General features: G+C 57.0%; 18 protein-coding genes. 14 read left to right on the top strand and 4 right to left on the bottom strand.

What is annotated here, in order from left to right; translation table 11 throughout:
- Positions 1-30: 30 nt before the first annotated feature.
- Together AC6I8E_RS14670 and AC6I8E_RS14665 are read right to left on the bottom strand one after the other, a co-directional pair.
- Positions 31-315 (bottom strand): YciI family protein, encoded by a 285-nt coding sequence (locus tag AC6I8E_RS14670; protein WP_013358874.1) that lies wholly within the window; start codon positions 313-315, stop codon positions 31-33.
- Between the two features lie 9 nt (positions 316-324).
- Entirely contained in the window at positions 325-1,338 is a 1,014-nt protein-coding gene (locus AC6I8E_RS14665) for an aminopeptidase (protein ID WP_497824169.1), read from the bottom strand.
- Between the two features lie 365 nt (positions 1,339-1,703).
- Here AC6I8E_RS14665 and cysG point away from each other — a divergent pair, with 365 nt between their 5' ends.
- From cysG to rpoS, 13 genes are all read left to right on the top strand, one after another.
- Positions 1,704-3,119: a siroheme synthase CysG gene (cysG, locus tag AC6I8E_RS14660; RefSeq protein WP_497824168.1), complete on the top strand. Its 1,416-nt coding sequence runs from the start codon at positions 1,704-1,706 to the stop codon at positions 3,117-3,119.
- Between the two features lie 9 nt (positions 3,120-3,128).
- Positions 3,129-4,037, top strand: coding sequence for a sulfate adenylyltransferase subunit CysD (gene cysD, locus AC6I8E_RS14655; RefSeq protein WP_013358871.1), 909 nt, complete (start codon positions 3,129-3,131; stop codon positions 4,035-4,037).
- Positions 4,038-4,048: 11 nt separating this feature from the next.
- Positions 4,049-5,476, top strand: a complete 1,428-nt coding sequence (gene cysN, locus AC6I8E_RS14650) for a sulfate adenylyltransferase subunit CysN (RefSeq protein WP_013358870.1) — start codon at positions 4,049-4,051, stop codon at positions 5,474-5,476.
- Positions 5,476-6,081 (top strand): adenylyl-sulfate kinase, encoded by a 606-nt coding sequence (gene cysC, locus AC6I8E_RS14645; protein ID WP_013358869.1) that lies wholly within the window; start codon positions 5,476-5,478, stop codon positions 6,079-6,081. The genes cysN and cysC overlap by 1 nt, the downstream gene beginning before the upstream one ends.
- A gap of 52 nt (positions 6,082-6,133) precedes the next feature.
- The gene (locus AC6I8E_RS14640; RefSeq protein WP_013358868.1) at positions 6,134-6,454 is read left to right on the top strand and encodes a DUF3561 family protein; all 321 of its coding nucleotides are present in this window, start codon (positions 6,134-6,136) and stop codon (positions 6,452-6,454) included.
- 169 nt (positions 6,455-6,623) lie between these two features.
- Positions 6,624-6,941, top strand: a complete 318-nt coding sequence (gene ftsB, locus AC6I8E_RS14635) for a cell division protein FtsB (protein WP_013358867.1) — start codon at positions 6,624-6,626, stop codon at positions 6,939-6,941.
- 3 nt (positions 6,942-6,944) lie between these two features.
- Entirely contained in the window at positions 6,945-7,661 is a 717-nt protein-coding gene (gene ispD, locus AC6I8E_RS14630) for a 2-C-methyl-D-erythritol 4-phosphate cytidylyltransferase (RefSeq protein WP_033783964.1), read from the top strand.
- Positions 7,661-8,143: a 2-C-methyl-D-erythritol 2,4-cyclodiphosphate synthase gene (gene ispF / locus AC6I8E_RS14625; RefSeq protein ID WP_008927107.1), complete on the top strand. Its 483-nt coding sequence runs from the start codon at positions 7,661-7,663 to the stop codon at positions 8,141-8,143. The genes ispD and ispF overlap by 1 nt, the downstream gene beginning before the upstream one ends.
- Positions 8,140-9,180: a tRNA pseudouridine(13) synthase TruD gene (gene truD, locus AC6I8E_RS14620; RefSeq protein ID WP_095706754.1), complete on the top strand. Its 1,041-nt coding sequence runs from the start codon at positions 8,140-8,142 to the stop codon at positions 9,178-9,180. The genes ispF and truD overlap by 4 nt, the downstream gene beginning before the upstream one ends.
- Before the next feature lie 191 nt (positions 9,181-9,371).
- A complete protein-coding gene (surE, locus tag AC6I8E_RS14615) occupies positions 9,372-10,133 on the top strand; it encodes a 5'/3'-nucleotidase SurE (RefSeq protein WP_013358863.1) in 762 nt (253 codons plus the stop codon).
- Positions 10,127-10,753 carry a protein-L-isoaspartate(D-aspartate) O-methyltransferase gene (locus tag AC6I8E_RS14610; protein ID WP_013358862.1) on the top strand — a complete coding sequence of 209 codons (627 nt, stop codon included), beginning with the start codon at positions 10,127-10,129 and terminating at the stop codon, positions 10,751-10,753. Before surE ends, AC6I8E_RS14610 begins: the two co-directional genes overlap by 7 nt.
- Positions 10,754-10,915: 162 nt before the next feature.
- Positions 10,916-12,016: a murein hydrolase activator NlpD gene (gene nlpD / locus AC6I8E_RS14605; protein ID WP_013358860.1), complete on the top strand. Its 1,101-nt coding sequence runs from the start codon at positions 10,916-10,918 to the stop codon at positions 12,014-12,016.
- A 57-nt stretch (positions 12,017-12,073) separates the two neighbouring features.
- Entirely contained in the window at positions 12,074-13,066 is a 993-nt protein-coding gene (gene rpoS / locus AC6I8E_RS14600) for an RNA polymerase sigma factor RpoS (protein WP_009086923.1), read from the top strand.
- 133 nt (positions 13,067-13,199) lie between these two features.
- On the opposite strand, the gene mutS is transcribed toward rpoS, so the two are convergent.
- Positions 13,200-15,761: a DNA mismatch repair protein MutS gene (gene mutS, locus AC6I8E_RS14595; protein ID WP_033783961.1), complete on the bottom strand. Its 2,562-nt coding sequence runs from the start codon at positions 15,759-15,761 to the stop codon at positions 13,200-13,202.
- Between the two features lie 305 nt (positions 15,762-16,066).
- Positions 16,067-16,669: a two-component system response regulator NarL gene (gene narL / locus AC6I8E_RS14590; RefSeq protein ID WP_497824709.1), complete on the bottom strand. Its 603-nt coding sequence runs from the start codon at positions 16,667-16,669 to the stop codon at positions 16,067-16,069.
- Between the two features lie 356 nt (positions 16,670-17,025).
- Here narL and AC6I8E_RS14585 point away from each other — a divergent pair, with 356 nt between their 5' ends.
- Positions 17,026-18,417: a NarK family nitrate/nitrite MFS transporter gene (locus AC6I8E_RS14585; RefSeq protein ID WP_497824167.1), complete on the top strand. Its 1,392-nt coding sequence runs from the start codon at positions 17,026-17,028 to the stop codon at positions 18,415-18,417.
- The last annotated feature ends 8 nt before the right edge of the window (positions 18,418-18,425 follow it).

The following is an 18,425-nucleotide window of genomic DNA, read 5'->3' as shown; positions in this document are numbered from 1 at the left end:
GAGAATGTCTTCACGCAGTCAGTCAGGAAGTTAAACGCCTTTTAATCCGGCAAACGCCTCCGCTTCGCGCGTCACATTCACCTTCGTCACCTCATACTCCGCCACGGCAACAAATGGATCTTCCGCTAAGATCGCATCCAGCTTTTCACGTTCCATCTCTCTGACCAGCAACATGCCGCCCGTGCGTGGATCTTTACGTCCCGCGGCAATAAAAAAGCCCGCATCAAAATAGCGATCGAGCCAGTCGATATGGCCTGCCAGCAGCGCTTCAACCTCTTCTACCGGACGAACATAATTCAGAAAAACTACGTACATGTCAGATCCTCACACTTTAGGATTGGTCAGTTCGCTGATCAGCGGCAGCAGCACGCGGACGCTGTCGCGGGTTCGCAGGGCTATCTGGCCCGGCAGCCAGTGGTCGAGATAGCTCAGATTATCCAGGTCAGTCTGATGACGGGTCACGCCATCCGGAAAGTGGTGGCTGCGATGACGCTGTAATGCGCCATCTTTATTCCCCAGCGTCCAGTTGCTGGCGGTCACATCGAGCAGCGGAAAGCCCGCCCTGTCGAAGGCATTCAGACCGTTGAAGTCTTTGCGAGTCAGCTGATGACTGGCAGCGGGAATGCCCTGCTGACGAGCCAGTAACAGCGCGCGATCGCTGGTCTGCTTGCGCACCGCCCGGGGCGTATTCATGCCGCTGTTGAAATAGAGATGATCGCCGGTGATCAGGCTATTGAGATCGATGACCAGCAGCGTGTTCTTCTTTTCACGCGTGCTCATCCGCTCAACGTAATCATCCATGCCGTGCAGGTCGGTTTCTCCGGCGCTGAGTGCCACAAAGCGGATGCCGTAGTGCAGCGGTTTACGACTCAGCTGCTGCGCCAGCTCCAGCATCACGCCAAGACCCGACGCATTATCGTCGACGCCCTGCAGACGTAAGCCGCCCAGATTATGATGGACCTGGCTGCTGTTCTGCGGCGTCCAGGTATCCAGATGTGCCACGATCAAAATCTCCTGCGGCACGCTGCCGGCGCGCGCAGCAATCACCGAGGTGGCCGTGAGCTTATGCCAGCGCTGCGTGCCGTCATCTTCCTGCCACTTATAGCCGGTGTTGAACTGGCGGGTATCGGTTTTATACCCCAGCGCGGTAAATTGCTGTTGCAGATAGTCAGCGGCCATCAACTCAGCCGGACTACCACTCATGCGACCAGGAAAATAAGTGGCGATGTGCCGGACCTGCTGTTCGGCAAACTGACCCGCTGGCGCGGCCAGGGCCAGCGGGGAAATGAGTGCGCTCAACAAAACTGTCGCGACCCTCAGGCGGAGGGAACAAAACATAGTGCATCCTTTTTTACATTATCCGGGAGCTAACAGGCATGCGGGCCAGGCCTGCTCATGCCGCGCGCATTATACCCCTTTTGTTCTGCGAGCTGGTTAGCGGAATCGGGCGCTGCTGAGTGGGAAAGTACCCACGCACATTTATCGCTGGCACTTATCTGCTTTTGCGGGCGCAGGCGCTGACCGGAATGTGTGAGCCTGTTCACGAAAAAGCCATTAAATTTCATCTGTTAAGATCAAATTGTTCTGTGCTTTGCGGTGTCGTTATTCCATTCGGTAACTACTCATTCCAATTCGTAATTTCATCTGGATAAACTCAGCGACGTATAGTCGCGTTAATACAAAGTTAAATCATCAGGGTTAACGTGGACTATTTGCCTCTTTTTGCCGATCTCTCTGGCCGCCCGGTTCTGGTTGTCGGCGGTGGAGATATTGCGGCGCGAAAAATTGAACTGCTGCGTCGCGTGCGCGCGCGCGTTCAGATCGCCTCTCGTGACCTCTGCCCGGAACTGCAGGCACTGCGGGATAAGCAGGAGCTGGAGTGGGTGGCGACCGAATTTGATCCGTCCCAGCTGGATGGCGTTTTCCTGGTGATTGCTGCCACCGACGATAACCATCTCAACACCCAGGTTTTTGAAGCCGCAAACGCGCGGCATAAGCTGGTTAACGTGGTCGACGACCAGCCAAAATGCACCTTTATCTTCCCGTCGATTGTTGACCGCTCACCGCTGGTAGTGGCGATCTCCTCCAGCGGCACCGCGCCGGTGCTGGCACGCATGTTGCGCGAAAAAATCGAAACGCTGCTGCCTGCCAGTCTTGGTCAGATGGCGGAGGTAGCCGGACTCTGGCGCGATAAGGTCAAACAGCGCTTCAGCCGCATGTCCGATCGTCGGCGTTTCTGGGAGCGGGCCTTCGACGGTCTGTTCGCCAGTCAGATGTCAGCCGGTAACGTCGAAGAGGCGAAGCGCACGCTGGATCGTGAACTGCTGGAAGAGCCAACCCGTCAGGGCGAGATCTTTCTGGTCGGTGCCGGGCCGGGCGACAGCGGCCTGCTGACGTTGCGTGGCCTGCAGGTAATGCAGTTAGCCGATGTGGTGCTCTACGACCATCTGGTCAGCGAAGAGGTGCTGGACCTGGTGCGTCGCGACGCCGACCGCATCTGCGTCGGTAAACGCGCCAGCGCGCATACGTTACCGCAGGAAGAGATTAATCAGTTGCTGGTTTCACTGGCGCTGAAAGGTAAGCGCGTTGTCCGCCTCAAGGGTGGCGATCCCTTTATCTTTGGTCGCGGCGGCGAAGAGCTGCAGGCGGCACAACAGGCGGGCGTGCCGTTCCAGGTGGTGCCGGGCGTGACCGCGGCTGCTGGTGCGACGGCCTATGCCGGGATTCCGCTGACCCATCGCGATTACGCGCAGAGCGTGATGTTTATTACCGGTCACTGCCGTCCCGATGGCGATGATATCGACTGGCCATCGCTGGCGCGCGCGCGTCAGACGCTGGCGATCTACATGGGCACGGTTAAGGCGGCTGCTATCAGCGCGGCGCTGATTCAGCACGGTCGCGCGCCATCAACGCCAGTGGCGGTGATCAGTCGTGGCACCCGTCAGGATCAACAGGTGCTGACCGGCACCTTAGAACAACTTGAGGCGCTGGCCGCCTCGGCACCTACCCCGGCGCTGCTGGTGATCGGAGAGGTGGTTAATCTGCACGGGCAACTCGCCTGGTTTAAACATTCAGCACAGCAGGGGACTCGCGAGTCCGCCGTTGTCAATCTGGCTTGAGGGAAAATCATGGACCAAAAACGACTCACTCATCTGCGTCAGCTGGAGGCGGAGAGTATCCACATCATTCGCGAAGTGGCGGCGGAGTTCAGCAATCCGGTGATGATGTACTCTATCGGCAAAGACTCCTCGGTGATGCTGCATCTGGCGCGTAAAGCCTTTTATCCGGGCACGCTGCCGTTCCCGCTGCTGCATGTGGATACCGGCTGGAAATTCCGTGAAATGTACGCGTTCCGCGACCGCACCGTGAAAGCGATGGGCGCAGAGTTGCTGGTTCACCGCAACCCGGAAGGCGTGGCGATGGGGATTAACCCCTTTGTCCACGGCAGTGCCAAACACACTGACATCATGAAGACCGAAGGGCTGAAGCAGGCGCTGAACAAATATGGTTTCGATGCGGCGTTTGGCGGCGCACGTCGTGATGAAGAGAAGTCACGCGCCAAAGAGCGTATTTACTCCTTCCGTGACCGCTTCCACCGCTGGGATCCGAAAAACCAGCGTCCTGAGCTGTGGCACAACTACAACGGCCAGATCAACAAGGGCGAAAGCATCCGCGTCTTCCCGCTGTCGAACTGGACTGAACTGGATATCTGGCAGTACATCTTCCTGGAAAACATCGAGATCGTGCCGCTCTATCTCGCCGCGCCACGTCCGGTGCTGGAGCGTGATGGCATGCTGATGATGATCGATGACGATCGCATCAACCTGCAGCCGGGTGAAGAGATCACCCAGCGGATGGTCCGTTTCCGTACGCTCGGCTGCTGGCCGCTGACCGGTGCGGTAGAGTCCGAAGCGCAGACGCTGCCGGAGATCATCGAAGAGATGCTGGTCTCCACCACCAGCGAGCGTCAGGGCCGCATGATCGATCGCGATCAGTCCGGTTCGATGGAACTGAAAAAACGCCAGGGTTATTTCTAAGGAGACGCCAGATGAATACCGTAATTGCACAACAGATTGCCGACCAGGGCGGCGTTGAAGCCTGGCTGACCGCTCAACAGCATAAGAGCCTGCTGCGTTTTCTGACCTGCGGCAGCGTTGATGACGGAAAAAGTACCCTGATTGGTCGTCTGCTGCACGACACCCGTCAGATCTATGAAGATCAGCTTTCATCACTGCACAACGACAGCAAACGTCACGGCACCCAGGGCGAGAAGCTCGATCTGGCGCTGCTGGTGGATGGCCTGCAGGCGGAACGTGAGCAGGGCATTACTATTGATGTGGCCTACCGCTACTTCTCGACCGAAAAGCGTAAATTCATTATTGCGGATACGCCGGGACATGAGCAGTACACCCGCAACATGGCGACCGGCGCGTCAACCTGCGATCTGGCGATCCTGCTGATCGATGCGCGTAAGGGCGTCCTGGATCAGACCCGCCGTCACAGCTTTATCTCGACGCTGCTGGGCATCAAGCACCTGGTGGTGGCGATCAACAAGATGGATCTGGTGGAGTACGAGCAGGCACGCTTCGAGCAGATCAAACAGGACTACCTCGACTTTGCTGCCCAGTTGCCGGAAGATCTTGATATCCGCTTTGTGCCGATGTCAGCGCTGGAAGGGGATAACGTCGCCTCTGCCAGCCAGACTATGCCGTGGTACAGCGGCCCGACTCTGCTGGATGTGCTGGAAACCGTGGAGCTGAAGCGCGTTGTCGATCATCAGCCGATGCGTTTCCCGGTGCAGTATGTCAACCGCCCGAACCTGGATTTCCGTGGCTATGCCGGTACCCTGGCGTCAGGCAGCGTGCAGGTCGGCCAGCGCGTAAAAGTGCTGCCGTCTGGCGTGGAGTCGACGATTGCCCGCATTGTCACCTTTGATGGCGATCTGCAGGAAGCGGGTGCAGGTGAAGCGATCACCCTGGTGCTGCAGGATGAGATTGATATCAGCCGTGGCGATTTGCTGGTCGATGCCAGCGAAGCGCTGTCGGCGGTGCAGTCTGCCAGTGTTGATGTGGTCTGGATGGCGGAACAGCCGCTGCAGGCCGGTCAGAGCTATGATCTGAAAATCGCCGGTAAGAAAACCCGTGGTCGCGTTGAGAAGGTGCTGCATCAGGTTGAGATCAACTCGCTGGAGACACGTCAGGTCGATTCGCTGCCGCTGAACGGTATTGGTCGCATTGAGATCACCTTTGACGAACCGATGGTGCTCGACAGCTATCAGCAGAATCCGGTAACCGGCGGCATGATCTTTATCGATCGCCTGAGCAACGTCACCGTGGGTGCCGGTATGATCCATCAGCCAAATCATGATGCGCCGGTTAACAGTGGTGAATTCAGCGCGTTTGAGCTGGAACTGAATGCGCTGGTGCGTCGTCACTTCCCACACTGGAACGCGCGCGACCTGCTGGGCGGTCAATAATGGCGCAGCACGATGACAACGTGGTGTGGCATGACCATCCGGTAACACGCGCTTCTCGCGAGCAGCAGCACGGGCATCAGGGCGTGGTGCTGTGGTTCACCGGGCTTTCGGGCTCGGGGAAATCCACCGTCGCAGGTGCGCTGGAGCAGGCGCTGCACCGCATCGGTGTCAGCACCTATCTGCTGGATGGTGACAATGTGCGCCACGGCCTCTGTCGTGACCTCGGCTTCAGCGATGATGACCGCAAGGAAAACATCCGCCGGGTCGGTGAAGTGGCGAAACTGATGGTGGATGCCGGACTCGTGGTGCTTACCGCCTTTATTTCGCCGCATCGCGCCGAGCGTCAGATGGTGCGCGACCTGCTGGAGCCAGGGCAGTTTATTGAGGTGTTTGTCGATACGCCATTAGCCGTGTGTGAAGCGCGCGATCCGAAAGGGTTATATCGCAAAGCGCGCGCCGGTGAGCTGCGTAATTTCACCGGCATCGACAGCGTCTATGAGGCGCCAGACAGCCCGGAAATCCAGCTGGATGGCGAACAATTGGTTACAAAACTGGCCGCCCAATTGTTAGATCTGCTGCGCGACCGCGATATCATCAGATCCTGAAGAGACAGCGGCAGATCGTCTGATCTGCCGCCCTCGCGCCAACAGGATGCCTATGCAGAACATTACCCCAATGCTCGCCCGTAAAGATGACTCCGCCCCGGATGAGCCACGCTCACTGCTGCCGGGCGGCGTTATCGGTTTTCTTGCTTACGGGTGTGCGCTGGCGATCCCTTTCCTGCTGTTCGGCTCTAACACGCTGTTTTTCTTTCTCTATACCTGGCCATTCTTTCTGGCGTTGTTGCCGGTCGCTGTGGTTACGGGTATTGCACTGAATACGCTGCTGAGCGGGCAGTGGCTCTGGGCCGCACTCGCCACCGTGATTATGGTGGTCACGCTATTCTGGTTAATGTTCTCCTTTCTCTCCGGCTGGTAAGCCATCACTGCGCCCGTGCTGATGTGCAAACGCATCGGCAGGTTACAAATCTTTTCCCGCCAGAATCGGTACTCATTACGCATACGCGCAGCAAAGCATGCCATTTTCGCCGCTGGTGTGGAGTCCTGTGCAAAGTTATGGGATGATTGGGCCGTTTTTAGGGGGCGGGATGGGAAAACTGACGTTACTGTTATTGGTGCTGCTAGGCTGGCTGCAATATTCATTGTGGCTGGGGAAAAATGGCATCCATGACTATACGCGCGTCAATGATGATGTCGCGGTGCAACAGGCAAACAATGCCAAACTGAAATCGCGAAACGATCAGCTGTTTGCCGAAATTGACGACCTCAATGGCGGCTCGGAAGCGATCGAGGAGCGTGCACGCAATGAACTGGGCATGATTAAGCCCGGTGAGACTTTCTATCGTCTGGTGCCTGACCAGAACAAACGCAACGCGCAACAAGCAGCGCAAAACCAACAACGATAAAACATGAACACTCTGGCCTCCCTTGCGGATGTGATTGCCGTGGTGCCCGCTGCCGGGATCGGCAGCCGCATGCAGGCAACCTGTCCGAAGCAGTATCTGACGATTGGTCAGCACACCCTTCTGGAACACAGCATTGCACGTCTGTTTTCCCATCCCGCCATCAGACAGGTGATTGTTGCCCTCAGCCCCGATGACGAGCACTTTGCTTCCCTGCCGCTGGCACGCGATCCACGCGTGCTCAGGGTGACAGGCGGAGAAACCCGTGCCGAATCGGTGCTGGCCGGACTCCAGGCCGCACAGGGTTCCGCCTGGGTGCTGGTGCATGACGCTGCGCGTCCCTGTCTGCATCCCGACGATCTCCAGCAACTGCTCAACGTGCGCGAACAGAGCCACGTCGGCGGAATTCTGGCTGCGCCCGTGCGTGACACCATGAAGCGGGGCGAGCCGGGCAAAGCGGCAGTAGCCCATACCGTAGAACGTGACGATCTTTGGCACGCCTTAACGCCGCAATTTTTCCCTCATGCGCTGCTTACCGCCTGCCTGACGCGGGCGCTGACAGAAGGCGCGACCATCACCGATGAAGCGTCGGCGCTGGAGTATTGCGGCTACCATCCGCTGTTAGTCAGCGGACGCAGTGATAACATCAAAGTCACCCGGCCAGAAGATCTGGCCCTGGCGGCTTTTTATCTGAGTCAGATTCAATTAAAGGAGAGCGCATGATGCGTATCGGTCACGGTTTTGACGTTCACGCCTTTGGCGGAGAAGGTCCGTTAGTGATTGGCGGTGTGCGGATCCCGTTTGAACACGGTTTTATCGCCCATTCCGATGGCGATGTGGCGCTGCATGCGCTTACTGACGCACTGCTGGGCGCAGTAGCGATGGGCGATATCGGCAAGCTGTTTCCCGACACCGATCCGGCCTTTAAAGGGGCGGACAGCCGCGGCCTGCTGCGTGAGGCCTGGCGTCGTATTGAAGCCAAAGGCTATCGTATCGGTAATGTCGACGTCACGATTATTGCTCAGGCACCGAAAATGCTGCCGCACGTGCCACAGATGCGTATCAACATCGCAGAAGACTTAGGCTGCCACATGGATGCGGTCAACGTCAAAGCGACCACCACCGAGAAGCTCGGTTTTACCGGGCGCGGCGAAGGCATCGCCTGTGAAGCGGTCGCATTAGTCCTGAAAGCTGACAGCCAATGACGCTGAATTACCTGCACGGCACGCCCACAGCCGTCGGCGTGATCAAAGCCAATCCGGAAGATTTCGTGGTGGTGGAAGACCTCGGGTATAGCGCGGATGGGGAAGGTGAGCATCTGCTGGTACGCATCCGTAAAGTCGGGGCCAATACCCGCTTTGTGGCGGAGGCGCTGGCTAAGTATCTTGGTATTCATCAGCGCGACATGAGCTATGCCGGGATGAAAGACCGCCATGCGGTCACGGAGCAGACCCTCTGTTTCCGTCTGCCAGGCAATGCGATGCCCGATCTGCGCGGTTTTTCGCTTGAGGGCGTCGATATTTTGCAGGTGGTGCGTCACAAGCGTAAGCTGCGCATCGGCGCACTGGCGGGAAATGCGTTCCGGCTGGTTATCCGCCAGATCAGCGACCGCGATGCGGTTGAAACGCGTCTGGTGCAGGTTCGCGATGCGGGCGCGCCCAACTATTTTGGTGAACAGCGATTTGGTCGCGGCGGCAATAACCTGGTGATGGCGGAGAAGTGGGCGCGCAATGAGATTATTATTCGCGACCGCAACAAGCGCAGCCTGATGCTCTCTGCCGCACGCAGTGCGCTGTTTAATCAGGTGACCAGCGCGCGTCTGCAACAGCAGGGCAGCCTGACGCAGGTGCTCAATGGCGATGCTTTGCAGCTGACTGGCCGTGGCAGCTGGTTTGTCGCCCAGCCTGATGAACTGGCAGAGTCACAGCGCCGGGTTGAACAGCATGAGCTGCGCATTACCGCGCCGCTGCCGGGACGCGGCCAGCCTGGCCCGCAGGCTGACGCGCTGGCCTTTGAACAGCAGGCGCTGGCGGATGAGTCGCTGCTGCTGGGATTGATCGAACGTGAGAAGGTCGATGCTGCCCGCCGCGCTATGCTGGTGGTGCCGCGCGATATGCAGTGGGGCTGGTGGGATGACGTCACGCTGGAACTGTCGTTCTGGCTGCCTGCGGGCAGCTTTGCCACCAGCGTGGTCCGGGAGCTGCTGACTCAAACGGATTCGCCCGATCAGCCTGATGAGTAATCTTCGCTGCAACATGACCCGACTTGTGGGTAATGTTGCGGCAAACCCCCACCGTCGTGTGATTTACGCCTACCACTTCCTTGCGTGCCTCGCTAGAATGCAAAAATCGCTGTCCATTCATCACCTGTTGCCATGCCGTTCAAACAGGTCCAGTCACGGCGACCAGTCGAATAAAAAAAGGTCAGAACGAAATGCGGATATTGCTCAGCAACGATGACGGCATTCATGCGCCAGGCATTCAGACTCTGGCAAACGCTCTGCGGCAGATTGCTGACGTGCAGGTTGTTGCTCCCGATCGTAACCGAAGCGGTGCCTCTAACTCCTTAACGCTGGAAACACCCCTGCGTACTTTCACCCATGAAAACGGCGATATCGCGGTTCAGATGGGTACCCCGACCGATTGCGTCTATCTGGGGGTGAATGCGCTGATGCAGCCGCGTCCCGATATTGTCGTGTCAGGCATCAACGCCGGCCCCAATCTGGGCGATGATGTCATCTACTCCGGCACGGTGGCGGCGGCGATGGAAGGGCGGCATCTTGGTTTACCGGCGATAGCGGTTTCACTTAACGGCCATCAGCACTATGCCACCGCGGCAGCGGTGACCTGCGCGATCCTCAGGGCGCTGACGCATGAACCGCTGCGCACCGGCCGCATTCTCAACATCAATGTCCCCGATCTGCCGCTGACCGAACTCAAAGGCATCCGCGTGACGCGCTGTGGCAGTCGCCATCCGGCGGATCAGGTGATTGCGCAGCAGGATCCGCGTGGCAATACCCTCTACTGGATTGGCCCGCCGGGCGAAAAACTGGATGCGGGCCCGGATACGGACTTTGCCGCCGTGGATCAGGGTTACGTTTCTGTCACCGCACTGCATGTCGATTTAACGGCACACAGCGCGCAGAACGTGCTTAGTGACTGGCTGGCTAAAGCTGAGGTGAACCTGGCATGGTGAATCGGCGTATTGAGACACTGCTGTCACAACTGCGTCAGCAGGGTATTGATGATGAAAATCTGCTGAAAGCCATCAGCGAGGTGCCGCGCGAACGGTTTATCGACGAGGCGTTTGAGCATAAAGCCTGGGACAATGTGGCCTTGCCTATCGGCTCCGGTCAGACGATTTCACAGCCTTATATGGTCGCGCGGATGACCGCGTTGCTCGGGCTGAATCCGCATTCGCGTGTACTGGAGATTGGTACGGGTTCCGGGTATCAGACAGCGATTCTTGCCCATCTGGTCGACCATGTCTATTCAGTGGAACGCATCAAAGGGCTGCAATGGCAGGCCAAACGCCGTCTGAAACAGCTGGATCTGCATAATGTATCAACCCGCCATGGCGATGGCTGGCAGGGCTGGCCATCTCGCGGTCCGTTCGATGCCATCATTGTTACCGCCGCTCCACCGGAAATTCCGATTGCGCTGATAGCACAACTGGCAGAAGGCGGCATTATGGTGCTGCCGGTTGGCGAAGATCAGCAGGTACTGAAGCGCCTGCGCCGTCAGGGCGAAGAGGTCACGGAAGAGATCATTGAACCGGTGCGTTTTGTTCCGCTCGTACAGGGCGATCTCGCCTGACGCTCTTCGTATTTCTTCACAACTGTTTCATGGCACCACCTGGTTGATATTGTTACTATCCAGTTCATTCAACGAAAACACAGATTTTATCGCGCCGCGCAGAGCATTCTGCTGGCGGGTACAGTGAAACAGATAGATCAGCGTTGCCATCACGGGGGATTAATGAGCACGGGAAGCACACTTTTTCAGTTACGCCGTCTGGCGGCACTTTCACTGGTAGGATTCTGGCTGGCAGGCTGCAGCTCTGGCGACAACTCACAGGCACCGATCAGCCGCGTTGGCGATGATGGCGGCATGATGAACAGCCAGGCTGGCGCAGGCCCGGTTTCGGGTGGTGTGCCTGCCGCGCCGTCTCAGGGACAAATGTTAAGCAGAAATTCAGCATCCGTCCCCAGCAATGGCGGAATGGTTAGTACCAACAGTAATGTTGAGACGCAGAACGGCCGGATCGTGTACAACCGCAGTTACCAGAATATTCCTAAGGGTAGCTATTCCGGTGAAACGTATACCGTTAAGCGCGGAGACACCTTGTTTTATATTGCCTGGATTACCGGCAATGATTTCCGTGATTTAGCCCAGCGCAACAACGTTGCTGCGCCATACAGCCTGAATGTGGGTCAGACTTTACAGATTGGTAACGGGTCGGGTCAGCCGATTACCGGTGGCAATCCCATTACCGTTGCTGATGCAACGCAGGGCGGCGTTCCGGCAGCGCCACAAATTAAATCGCCTGCTGTTGCACAGCAACCTGTTATTACGTATTCTGATGATTCAGGTAATTCGGGTGGCAGCAAATTGTTGCCTTCGAAAGGAGCAAATGTTGCAACGACAACAGCTCCGGTGGTTACCGCACCCCCAACGGTTAGCAGTACTACCAACAGTTCAACGCCGGTCGGAAGCTGGCGCTGGCCGACTGACGGGAAGATTATCGATAACTTCTCTGCCGCCGAAGGTGGCAATAAAGGCATCGATATCGCCGGGACGCGCGGACAATCTGTGGTTGCCACTGCTTCAGGACGAGTGGTTTACGCAGGTAACGCACTCCGGGGTTACGGTAATTTAATCATCATTAAACACAACGATGATTACCTGAGCGCCTACGCCCACAACGATACAATGCTGGTTCGGGAACAACAGGAAGTTAAGGCGGGGCAAAAAATCGCTACCATGGGTAGCACCGGAACCAGTTCAGTCAGATTACACTTTGAAATTCGTTACAAGGGGAAATCCGTAAACCCGTTGCGTTATTTACCGCAGCGATAATCCGGCAGAACAAACCCTTTTTATGTTCTGCCCTGGAATCACGGGTAGGAGCCGCTTATGAGCCAGAATACGCTGAAAGTAAACGAGTTACATGAGAACGCGGAATTCGATGAGAACGGAGCTGAAATTTTTGACGAGAAGGCCCTTGTTGAAAATGAAGCCAGTGATAGCGACGTAGCGGAAGAAGAGTTGCTATCACAGGGTGCGACGCAGCGTGTATTAGATGCGACGCAGCTCTATCTTGGGGAGATTGGCTATTCTCCGTTGTTAACGGCAGAGGAAGAAGTTTTCTTCGCTCGCCGTGCATTGCGGGGTGATATCCCTTCCCGTCGTCGCATGATCGAAAGTAACTTACGCCTGGTGGTGAAAATCGCCCGTCGTTACAGCAATCGTGGTTTAGCACTGCTGGACCTGATTGAAGAAGGTAACCTCGGCCTGATTCGCGCCGTAGAGAAATTTGACCCGGAGCGTGGGTTCCGTTTCTCAACGTACGCCACCTGGTGGATTCGTCAGACTATTGAACGGGCGATCATGAATCAAACCCGTACCATTCGTCTGCCGATTCACATTGTTAAAGAACTGAATGTTTATCTGCGTACCGCGCGTGAACTTTCCCACAAGCTCGACCATGAGCCAAGTGCGGAAGAGATCGCCGAGCAGCTTGATAAACCAGTTGATGACGTAAGCCGTATGTTACGTCTCAACGAACGCATTACCTCAGTTGATACGCCATTAGGCGGTGATTCTGAAAAAGCGCTGCTGGATATTCTGGCCGATGAGAAAGATAACGGCCCGGAAGACACCACGCAGGACGATGATATGAAACAAAGCATCGTCAAGTGGCTGTTCGAACTGAACGCCAAGCAGCGTGAAGTGCTGGCGCGTCGTTTCGGCCTGTTGGGCTATGAAGCGGCAACGCTTGAGGATGTGGGTCGTGAAATCGGCTTAACCCGTGAGCGTGTACGTCAGATTCAGGTTGAAGGTTTGCGCCGTCTGCGCGAAATCCTGCAGGCGCAGGGTCTCAACATTGAAGCACTGTTTCGTGAATAATCGTCTGTAAGATGGTCTGAGTTCGAATGCAAAAAGCGGTGGTGAAAACCACCGTTTTTTTTATGCCTGCAGAAAAGTGATTTACAAAGAAATGCCAGTGCCGCACCGTGCTTTTACACGATACGGCGTGCTATCACACCAGCGATTTAAGCCGATAAATCCAGTCAAGTGCCTGACGCGGTGTCAACGTATCCGGATCCAGCGCCTCAAGCGCCTCCACCGCTGGCGAGGTCTCTTCAACCAGCAGCGGCAGCTGAGAACCATCTACCGTTGATGATGCCGAGTGGTTTGAAACGGTCTCCAGCTCTTTCAGCTTGTTGCGCGCCCGCTTGATCACCTCTTTAGGCACGCCGGCCAGCGCGGCTACCGCCAGACCATAACTCTTGCTCGCTGCACCTTCCTGAACGCTGTGCATAAAGGCGATGGTGTCGCCATGCTCAACCGCATCCAGATGAACGTTGACCACGCCTTCCATTTTTTCCGGCAATGTTGTCAGCTCGAAGTAGTGAGTGGCAAACAGTGTCATTGCCTTGATGCGGTTCGCCAGGTTTTCAGCACAGGCCCAGGCCAGCGATAAACCGTCGTATGTCGAGGTGCCGCGTCCAATCTCATCCATCAGCACCAGACTGTTTTCAGTGGCGTTGTGCAGGATGTTGGCGGTCTCGGTCATCTCCACCATAAAGGTCGAGCGCCCGGAGGCGAGATCGTCAGCTGCACCGACGCGGGTAAAGATGCGATCCAGCGGGCCAATCAGCGTCTCATCAGCAGGAACAAAACTGCCGATCCATGCCATCAGTGCAATCAGTGCCGCCTGTCGCATATAGGTACTTTTACCGCCCATGTTGGGACCGGTAATGATCAGCATTCTGCGCTGTGGTGCCAGTGACAGCGGGTTAGCAATAAACGGCTCTTTCAGAACCTGCTCAACCACCGGATGGCGACCGCCGCTGATTTTAATTCCGGCTTTATCCTGCAGCACCGGACGGCAATAGTTCAGGGTCCAGGCGCGTTCGGCCAGGTTGCTCAATACGTCCAGTTCGGCCAGCGCGGCGGCACTCAGCTGCAACGCTTCAAGGTGCGGCAGCAGCTGATCGAACAGTGCCTCATACAGGCTTTTCTCCAGCGACAGTGCTTTGCCCTTCGAGGTGAGGACTTTATCTTCGTACTCTTTCAGTTCCGGGATGATATAGCGCTCAGCATTTTTCAGCGTCTGACGACGGACATAGTGCATCGGCACCTGATGGCTCTGTCCCCTGCTGACCTGGATGTAATAGCCATGCACACCGTTAAAGCCGACCTTCAGCGTATCCAGTCCCAGCTTCTCACGTTCACGGATCTCCAGCCGGTCAAGGTAGTCGGTTGCGCCATCGGCCAGCGCGCGCCACTCATCCAGCTCCGCGTTGTAGCCGGGCGCAATCACCCCGCCGTCGCGAATCAGCACCGGCGGTGACTCAATCACCGCCTGCTCCAGCAGCTCGCGTAGAGCGGTGAACTCACCCATCTGCGTGCGCAGCTTTTGTAGCTGTGGCGCTTTTACGTCGGCCAGCAGCTGGTTCAGTTCTGGCAGTTGCTGAAACGCATGGCGCATGCGGGCCAGATCGCGCGGACGGGCGGTGCGCAGTGCGAGTCGCGCCAGGATACGTTCCAGATCGCCAACCTGACGCAGCACCGGTTGCAGGACTTCGCTGAGATTCTGCAGCTCAGCAATCGACTCCTGACGCTGGTTAATGATGCGCACATCGCGCAGCGGCATATGCAGCCAGCGCTTCAGCATCCGGCTGCCCATTGGCGTGACGGTTTTATCCAGCACGGCCGCTAAGGTATTGTCGGTGCCGCCTGCCAGGTTCTGGGTGATCTCCAGATTACGGCGGGTGGCGGCATCCATGATGATGCTGTCCTGCTGCCGCTCCATGCTCAGCGAGCGGATATGGGGCAGCGTGGTGCGCTGGGTATCTTTGACATATTGCAGCAGGCAGCCCGCCGCGCTCAGCCCGAGGTGCGCGTTCTCCACGCCGAAGCCATTGAGGTCGCGGGTGCCAAACTGCAGGTTCAGCTGCTGGCGCGCGGTATCGATCTCAAACTCCCACAGCGGACGACGGCGCAGGCCACGACGCTGATCGATCAGCGACATTGCCTGAAAATCCTCGGGATAGAGCAGCTCGGCGGGGTTGGTGCGCTGCAGCTCTGCCGCCATGGTTTCAGCATCCGCCGGTTCGCTTAAGCGAAAACGGCCTGAGCTGATATCCAGCGTGGCGTAGCCAAAACCGCGCGGACTTTGCACAATCGCCGCCAGCAGATTGTCATGCCGCTCCTGCAACAGCGCCTCATCACTGATGGTGCCGGGTGTTACGATGCGCACCACTTTGCGCTCCACCGGGCCTTTGCTCAGCGCCGGATCGCCTATCTGCTCACAGATGGCAACCGATTCGCCCAGCTGCACCAGCTTAGCCAGATAGCCTTCAACCGCATGATAGGGCACACCCGCCATCGGGATCGGTTCGCCCGCGGACGCCCCGCGTTTGGTAAGTGAAATCTCCAGCAGCTGCGAGGCGCGTTTGGCGTCGTCATAAAACAGCTCGTAGAAGTCACCCATCCTGTAAAACAGCAGAATATCAGGATGCTCCGCCTTGAGGCGCAGGTACTGCTGCATCATGGGCGTATGGGAAGGAAAGTCCTTTTCGGTTGGCTCTTGCATAAGGTTTTAACTCATCTTTAATGCGGTGAATTTCTGGCGGTCAACGCCCATGAAACCGAAAGGAATTCCAGGCGCGCAGGATAACCAGATGATAACGAATAGGGCAGGGCATATGCCAGCCTGATAATCGCCCTGATCCTGACCGGGGGTAACCTGACAGGCATCCTGGCAAATGTGGCGACGGCTGGCGACAGAAAAGTGGCGTTTTTCATGACGCTGGCGCGGTGCTGCGAGGCGGCTCGCGATTTCTGCGTCAGTTTACGGTGTGCGGGGCGGCGCTATAGCGCACAGCAGAAGAAAAATGCTCAGTGCAGCCCGTTCTGCAGCGCCCAGACGGCGGCTTCAAGGCGGGACTTGAGGTTCATTTTTTTCAGCAGATATTTGACGTGAACCTTAACCGTGCTTTCACTGATGTCCAGTTTGCGGGCAATGGCTTTATTGGTCATTCCATCGCTGATCAGTTGCAGGATGTCGCGTTCACGTCGGGTTAGCTGGCTGATATCGCGCGTCTGTGCAGGCTGCGATTCGCGCAACCGCGCAACCAGAATCGGGGTTAACGCTTCGCTGAGTACGATCTGCCCGGCGGCCGCCTGATGCAGCGCTTTCAGCAAGGCTTCCGGTTCCATATCTTTCAGCAGATAACCATCCGCGCCGCGCTTCATTGCGCTGACCACATCCTCTTCATTATCGGAAACGCTGAACACCACCACGCGGCCAGAAAGGGCGATTTCGCGCAGCTGGGTCAGGGTATCCAGCCCGTTCAGACCCGGCATATTAAGATCCAGCAGGATCAGGTCGGGATCGTGCTGTTGTGCCAGCGCCAGACCATCAATGCCGTTACCCGCTTCGGCCACCACCTGCAGTCGTTCATCCAGCGCAATCAGCTGCTTCAGCCCGTTGCGCAGCATGGGGTGGTCATCGATTAATAAGAGCGTAAATTTCTCTGCCGTCACAATCTTTCCTGTCCTGTACGCCGGCCCTGTGCGGGCGAAGGTGCCTATCTTACCGGTGAAGCGGGGTTGCTATATACCCCCAAAGGACTACTCCTTTATTTCCATTCAGATGCCCTTTTGCTGAAGGGGTTCGCAGCAGTAATTAAACCGCATGATTTATAAGGGTTATCTGCATTCAGTTAACTACTTAACCAGGATAATCAGAGATTGCCACGCCTTTGTAACCTGCATTGCCGTTGATTTGTATCAAGCAAGCCGCCAGGCCGGATGCGCAGGATATGCACAATTATTATTCTGCTGATGAGAGATTTATGACCCAATCTGCCCCACTGCAAACCCCGACGCGCGGCGCATTAATCCAGGACTGGCAACCGGAAAACGAGGCGTTCTGGCAGACGCGCGGCAAGCGTATCGCCAGCCGTAATCTGTGGATTTCTGTTTTTTGCCTGCTGCTGGGCTTCTGCGTCTGGATGCTGTTCAGCACCGTCGCGGTTAACCTGAATAAAGTCGGCTTTAACTTCACTACGGAGCAGCTCTTTTTGCTGACCGCGCTGCCGTCGGTGTCCGGCGCGCTGCTGCGTGTGCCTTACTCTTTTGTGATCCCCATCTTTGGTGGCCGCCGCTGGACCGCCTTCAGTACCGGTATCCTGATCATTCCCTGCCTGTGGCTCGGCTTTGCGGTACAGGACAGCCAGACCTCATTCGCGACATTTATGGTGATCTCCCTGCTGTGCGGATTTGGTGGCGCTAACTTCGCGTCAAGCATGGGCAACATCAGCTTCTTCTTCCCTAAAGCCCATCAGGGCGGCGCGCTGGGTATCAACGGTGGCCTCGGTAATCTTGGCGTCAGCGTGATGCAGTTTGTCGCACCGCTGGCAATTTCCTGTGCCATTTTTGGCTTTGCCGATGTGGGCCATACCACCGCCACCGGCGACAGCCTCTGGCTGGAAAATGCGGCCTGGATCTGGGTGCCGTTCCTGGCGGTCGGTACGCTGGCGGCCTGGTTCGGCATGAACGATCTCGCGGCGGCGAAATCCTCGCTGCGTGAGCAGTTGCCGGTGCTGAAACGTCCACACCTGTGGATCATGGCGCTGCTCTACCTGGCGACCTTCGGTTCCTTTATCGGGTTTTCTGCCGGTTTCGCCATGCTGACGAAAACGCAGTTTCCGGATGTGGTGATCATGCATTACGCCTTTTTCGGCCCGCTGATTGGTGCGCTGGCCCGTTCAGCAGGCGGCATTGTTTCTGACCGCCTCGGCGGGACCCGCGTCACGCTGGTCAACTACATCCTGATGGCGCTGTTTGCCGCGCTGCTGTTTCTCACGCTGCCGGGGGACGGACATGATGGCTCGTTTATCGCCTTCTTCGCGGTGTTTATGGGCCTGTTTCTGACTGCCGGTCTGGGCAGTGGCTCCACCTACCAGATGATTGCGGTGATCTTCCGCAAGCTGACGCTGGAACGTATTAAAGCTGAAGGTGGCGACGATGCGCATGCGCAGCGTGAAGCGGCGACAGAAACCTCGGCTGCGCTGGGCTTTATCTCCGCTATTGGCGCACTGGGCGGCTTCTTTATTCCACAGACCTTTGGCCTGTCGCTCGCCATGACCGGTTCACCCGCTGGCGCGATGAAAATCTTCCTGGTCTTTTATCTCTGCTGCATCGCCGTGACCTGGCTGGTTTACGGACGAAAAACCCGCGCCTGATAACGACA

It is taken from the genome of Pantoea sp. X-Soil-YNGN-785, assembly GCF_059730585.1.
The sequence above is the reverse complement of the archived record's forward strand: the minus strand, read 5'-3'. Positions and strand labels throughout refer to the sequence as shown.